This window comes from Bifidobacterium sp. UBA6881, assembly GCA_002451435.1.
Lineage (GTDB): Bacteria > Actinomycetota > Actinomycetes > Actinomycetales > Bifidobacteriaceae > Bifidobacterium.
Genome location: DKCF01000068.1, coordinates 33,806 through 39,460, shown reverse-complemented (window position 1 = coordinate 39,460; position 5,655 = coordinate 33,806). Strand labels below are relative to the sequence as shown.

5 protein-coding genes and 1 pseudogene are annotated in these 5,655 nt (G+C 58.2%); 2 read left to right on the top strand and 4 right to left on the bottom strand.

Annotation, left to right across the window (positions count from 1 at the left end):
* Positions 1-323, bottom strand: a pseudogene (locus B3C64_RS05190) (sugar O-acetyltransferase); the annotation flags it as partial.
* A 282-nt stretch (positions 324-605) separates the two neighbouring features.
* Positions 606-2,102: an amidohydrolase gene (locus tag B3C64_RS05185; RefSeq protein ID WP_291534201.1), complete on the bottom strand. Its 1,497-nt coding sequence runs from the start codon at positions 2,100-2,102 to the stop codon at positions 606-608.
* Between the two features lie 253 nt (positions 2,103-2,355).
* Between B3C64_RS05185 and B3C64_RS05180 the strand changes: the two genes are divergently transcribed.
* On the top strand, positions 2,356-3,297 hold the full coding sequence (locus tag B3C64_RS05180) for a DUF559 domain-containing protein (RefSeq protein ID WP_291534199.1): 942 nt from the start codon (positions 2,356-2,358) through the stop codon (positions 3,295-3,297).
* Between the two features lie 192 nt (positions 3,298-3,489).
* Here the strand turns inward: B3C64_RS05180 and B3C64_RS05175 are convergent, their stop codons facing one another.
* On the bottom strand, positions 3,490-4,416 hold the full coding sequence (locus B3C64_RS05175) for a bifunctional diaminohydroxyphosphoribosylaminopyrimidine deaminase/5-amino-6-(5-phosphoribosylamino)uracil reductase RibD (protein ID WP_291534198.1): 927 nt from the start codon (positions 4,414-4,416) through the stop codon (positions 3,490-3,492).
* Between the two features lie 381 nt (positions 4,417-4,797).
* Between B3C64_RS05175 and B3C64_RS05170 the strand changes: the two genes are divergently transcribed.
* Positions 4,798-5,223 carry a peptide deformylase gene (locus B3C64_RS05170; protein WP_291534197.1) on the top strand — a complete coding sequence of 142 codons (426 nt, stop codon included), beginning with the start codon at positions 4,798-4,800 and terminating at the stop codon, positions 5,221-5,223.
* Positions 5,224-5,399: 176 nt separating this feature from the next.
* Here B3C64_RS05170 and B3C64_RS05165 read toward each other — a convergent pair.
* Positions 5,400-5,655: GNAT family N-acetyltransferase (locus B3C64_RS05165; protein ID WP_291534195.1), on the bottom strand; the 256-nt coding region annotated here is incomplete at its 5' end.

Genomic DNA, 5,655 nt, shown 5'->3' with positions numbered 1-5,655 from the left:
ATGGTCACATAGCCGCCGCCGCAGATCATGAAGTCCTTGTTGAGAAACGTGCCGCGACCGATGGTCAGTCCGATGCCGTAATCCACGTTGAACGGCGGATTGAACTGCACACCTTCGCCGGCGTCGGGAACCAACTCGTGGAACAGACGGTACGCCTCCTCCTGATCGTCGTAGAACACGCGGTTGATTTTCGCGCACAGTTGCGATGCGCGACCGGAGACCTTCGGCAGCGATTTCGATTTGCGGTACTGCGTCGGCCGTCCGTCGAACAATCTGGTCAGATCCTCATCGGACGCGATCAGTTCTTCCGTTTCCTTGGTCATATCATCCTCCCGCATTCACACATACGAGCAACAGCTATCCCGCTTTGCACGCATATTCATGAGGTACAGCAAAAATGCCGCCATGGACAAGATCGAACCGCATCTTCCGTCATGACGACGCGGCCCGGTGCGATTGCTCATCGCCGCATCGTGCGCGTTATGCGCCTCATCATTCATCGCCCGCCGAAACGCTGAGCATATGCAAAACGTCTGGCAAAGAGACAAGGCATAAACATAAACGCAAGGCGCACGGCATAAGAGCAAACGCCCGGTCAAGCGCGTTCAGCGGCGTTGATACGTCCAGCGACCCGCGAGCATGGTACCGACCACGTGCTTCGGCATGGAACGCATGCTCTCGGGGGTGCGCACCGTACTGGGATCAGCGTTCAGCAGCACCAGATCGGCCGCGTCGCCGGCCTTCAAGGTGGTTCGTCCAATGGCCGTGGACGAGGCGAGCGCCGTGGCGAAGTCGAGGCACTGCTCCGGCTGGAACGGCTCGCGGTCGGAGCTTTCCGTACCGAACACCGCTGCGGATATGGCCATCCACGGATCGAGCGGCGCCACCGGCGCGTCGGACCCCATGAGCAGTTTGGTTCCGACCTTGCGCAACGCGTTGAACGCATAGGGAATGCCCGCCGGATTGCCCCAGAACCGGGTGATGACGTCACGGTCGTCCATGGCGTGCTGCGGCTGGATGCTCGCAGCCAGGCCCAATCGCGCAAGCCGAGGAATATCCCGTTCCTTGAGCATCTGCGCATGTTCGATGGAACCGTGCGCTCCTGTGCGTTCCGCGCAGTCGAGCACGATGGTGTTCGCCTCATCGCCGATCGCGTGGCAGGCGATGTCGAAACCATGCTCGGTGGCCAGCTTCATGTACGACTCGATCTGTTCCGGGGTGTAGCTCAGCGTGCCGAACGTTTCCGGCGCGATGCCCGAATACGGCGTCGAACAATACGCCGAACGGGTGTTGAGCGACCCGTCGGAAATCATCTTCATGGCCCCGACATGGCCCAGGCCATGGCTTCCCGGCAATTCGTCACCCGTATGCCATCCATCGTCTATGGCCTGTTGCAATCGTTCCGGATACACGCCGGCTTGGACGCGCAGACCGTCCAAGCCTTGCGAGAATCGGTCAATCCACGTGTCGATGTTCTCCGCCATCTCGTAGTCACGCACACCGACCACGCCCTTGCTCGCGGCATCCAATTCGGCATTGCGCAGCAGGCGCATCAGCTCGTCGGCGGCTCCCGGACCCTTGTCAAGCTTGCAATACGCGTCGAACCACTCGAGCTCCCCCACCAAGCCGGATTCCCCGACATGCACGCCGAGTTTGCGAGCAGCCGCGGAATTCACCCATCCGCAGTGCATGTCGGCGCTTGAGAGCGCCACCGGCTGGTCACCCGTCACCGCATCGATGGCGGCCAACGTCGGTTGGGCATCGTCCGCCCACAGGGAATGACGGAACCGCATGCCGACCACGTACTGGTCCGGATCAAGCGTGCCGTCGGCGCGACGTTCCGCCAAATGCGCGCGCAGCATGTCCAAAGCCTCGTCAGCGCTGCGGGCGTCAATCAGATCAAGTCGTCCAAGCGTGTACGCCCATTGCGTGAAATGCGTATGGTAATCCCACAGTCCGGGGATGACCCATGTTGCCGAAGCGTCATCATGCGTATTCCTCGCGGGAAGGACCGCCGCGATCCGCCCCTGCGCAACGGCTATGTCGACCGGCTGGGAAGAACCTATGAAACGCACACTCCCAATCACACACGACTCGACCATACAGAACCTCGATTCAATAGCACCCTTGTATTGCTGTCATGGTATCCCGCGACGAAGCGCGAATGCCGACGCATCTCAATCAATTAAACATCCCTGTCGGGCATCAGCCCATACAAGAAACCGGTTATCCACACCTTGCGGAAAACGAATGGAGTTATCCACCGTTTTCATCATGCGCGGCGATCTATCCACTTATCCACCATCTTCCAAAGGCGGATAGACGGCACCGCACCGATTCCTCTACCGTTGGCATATGAGCAATGGAGCACAGTACATCGAAAACATCGCCCAGCTACGGGCCCAGACCATCGAGCAATGCATCGCCATGCAGCAGAGGACGAACAAACGGCTGGTGTTCGCACTCGGCACCGCATTGCATTTGCTGGGCATCGAAACTCCCAAATATCCCCGATTCCGATGCCCGACATCTTCTCTTCAGGCCTTGGCCACAAGCAATAATGAAAGAACGCACATTCAAGGAGTGAACTTCGTGTTATGGCAGGGACCGATCAATGAATGCGCCACGTATTACGACAGAATTCGGCACACGGATCCGGTATCCACATGGGCCATGCATGCGAATCGCATCAGCCAGGAAGAATTAGTCGTGCTCGGAGATTCCATGATGCGGAGAACCCCGAGATTCAACGGGGTGCGGCTCGAGGATTTTCATGAATACGTGGAACGTCTCAACAATTTCGATACGTATGCGAACGCCGACAGGCAGAGGGCCATTCGAGGAATCAGAAAAATGCAACAAGCCCTCCGCCTCATGCGAGAGAACACGGACTCCCCGCAAGAAAGCCGCTGCAGAATCGCCCTGATTCGGTATGGGCTTCCCTGCCCCGTGACCAATTTCCAGCTCCGCTTGCGCAATGGAAAAATCCTGTATCTGGATATGGCCTATCCGGATATAAAGGTCGTCATCGAATACGACGGTCGGCACCACGCTTCGCAATGGCTTGCCGACAGTAAAAGGCGTGAGGCTTTGGAAGATGAGGGCTGGATCTATATTCAGGCGACCGCCGAGAACCTCATGAATGAAATCGAAGAGCAGGCCCTCGCCCAACGCGCGGCCGACCGGATGAACCAAAGACTCAGCAGACCTATCACGCTCTGCCGAAGAATGCCCTCCGGAAGAGTGCACATTCGCATAGCCTCTCTCACCACTGGAAGCAGGCGAATCCTCACCTGATTTGAACTATATGTGGCAGATTTCATGGCCACAGAATCTCAAAACAGCTATATGTGGCAGATTGCAGGTCATACTCTGCGGAAAACCTTCGAATCTATGCCCCCTAATTCAGGATCACATCACATATCTGCCACATATAGCGGAAAACACTTTTCTGGATTTTCGAATCTGCCACATATAGCCTGTTTCGAATCACCGACCCCCAAAGCACCCTTCCGTGAGTCGACTCAGCACCTCAAGTATCTCAGCTTCCTCCACAACGATGCTATCGATTTTGCGGCGTCCGAGTCCACGCATCCATGCGTCGAGTTCCGTGGGATTCATGCTCCTGAACGTATTGGCATCCAAGAACAACGGCTTGTGCCTTCCGACTACCACCTCATCCGCCTCGACGGGCTGGACCTGCCCATCGAAATGGGCGAAGGCACCGTCCGAAACATCCAGCCGATCCACCTGATCCGGAAGGCGTGCGTCACTTCCCGCCACCTCTTCCGTGCCGTTCGGATTGCTCGAGGCACCCACACGGTCATCAGTCGGACATGCGCCCAACACCGCCGCATATGTGGCGTATAGCCGGCGTCGACGACCGGCATAGGCGGCGTCGGATTCTCCCTCGCGGCGTCTGCCATCGACGATATACGGCGTATCCGTCGTGATGTAATGGAAAAAATGACGGTTGATGGCGTCGCATTCCGCCCGTAACACATCCGTCACCACGTCCACGCCGGCATGTTCAAGAATCCGCAGGCCTTTGCCCGCCACAACCGGATTGGGGTCAACGGAGCCGACCACCACCCGCGCGATTCCATGCGCGAGAATCAAATCGGTGCAGGCCGGCTGCGAACCGACATGGCAGCATGGCTCAAGCGTGTCGATAATCGTGGCACCGCGCACATCGATGCCATATGTGTCGGCGTAATCGAACGCCATGCGTTCCGCGTGGGGGCCACGGTAGCGATCGTGATATCCGGTGGCGAGAATCTTGCCGTCACGCACCACCACTGCGCCGACCATCGGATTCGGGTTCACCCATCCCGCGCCTCTGCGGGCCAAATCCAATGCCATCGCCATGTATCCGTCATATTCCGAAGCATCATTCACACGTTCAGGATACTGCATGGCCATATGCCAGAACACTGCGTTCCACCCATGGCACTACGTTCCACCTCAGAGCACCACGTTCCATTCCAAGACACCGCGTTCCAAGACGCTGTGCTCACAATACCGTGGCACACGATACCGTTCGCGCGTGGGAGGAATTCGTGCCGCATTGTCAAGATACGACGGAATCCACACAACACCAATCGCGCACGGAAGGAATGCCCGCCCTTCATGCTTCAGCATTCACCGTCACGACGGAGCATACGGGAATGAGGCTATTACACATTTCCGGGGATGGCGCCTTCGCATGGGCACCATGCTTGTCAACGGCCCAAGACCCACCACACGTCGGGAACGACGTGTTTAGAATAAAACCGTACGCACAGAAAGGCGACGAATATGCAACGCGACATCATGACCTCCATCCCGTTTTTGAGCCAGCCTTCAGCACCGGCGCGGAATACGGAAGCCGACCTCGCCGTGGCGCGAGACCTGAAGGATACACTTGGCGCGCACCGCAATGGCTGCGTCGGTATGGCCGCGAACATGATCGGCGAGCGCAAACGCATCATCGCGTTCGTGGACGAGGAGTTCGGCGGCCGCATCGTCGTGATGTTCAATCCGCGCATCACCGCGCAGGACGGCGCCTACGACGCTTCTGAAGGATGCCTGTCGCTCAATGGCGAGCGCCACACGCTGCGTTACCAGCGTATCGAAGTGACGTATGAGGACCGCAGGTTCCGCGAGCGCCATGCCGCATTCGCCGATTTCACCGCGCAGATCATCCAGCATGAGATCGACCACTGCGATGGCGTGATCATCTGATTACGCTCGGCTTCTTCCCATATCGCCACCGTCATATCGCTCCATACATGGATAGACGAAAGCCTGATGGTTCTCGGGCACGCACACCCGGATACATCATTTCCGTGAGGGATGATGTCCGCCAAACGTCGCATGGTGGTGACGCTTGGCAGTATCGTTTGCGCTATTCTCACGGCCTAGGCAATGGCCATGGTGCCGATGCGCGTGAAATACTCCGTGTCCGATTCGTGGTCGATGCGCGCGCCGAGATGCCGCTGGACGGCCAACGAAGCGGGATTGCTCTTATGCACCGACAGATACGCCTCCGTGATGCCGAATTCGTCGCGCGCCTTGATGAGCGATAGCCGCAATCCCTCGGTGGCGTATCCGCGGCCGCGCCATTCGGGGGCGATGCCGTATCCGATATGCCCCGCGCCCTCTCGCAGCGCATCG

What these genes read in the sequence shown, in the direction of transcription:
- B3C64_RS05185 (WP_291534201.1), bottom strand. Translation starts at nt 2,102, where the DNA reads ATGGTCGAGTCGTGTGTGATTGGGAGTGTGCGTTTCATAGGTTCTTCC.
- B3C64_RS05180 (WP_291534199.1), top strand. Translation starts at nt 2,356, where the DNA reads ATGAGCAATGGAGCACAGTACATCGAAAACATCGCCCAGCTACGGGCC.
- B3C64_RS05175 (WP_291534198.1), bottom strand. Translation starts at nt 4,416, where the DNA reads ATGCAGTATCCTGAACGTGTGAATGATGCTTCGGAATATGACGGATAC.
- B3C64_RS05170 (WP_291534197.1), top strand. Translation starts at nt 4,798, where the DNA reads ATGCAACGCGACATCATGACCTCCATCCCGTTTTTGAGCCAGCCTTCA.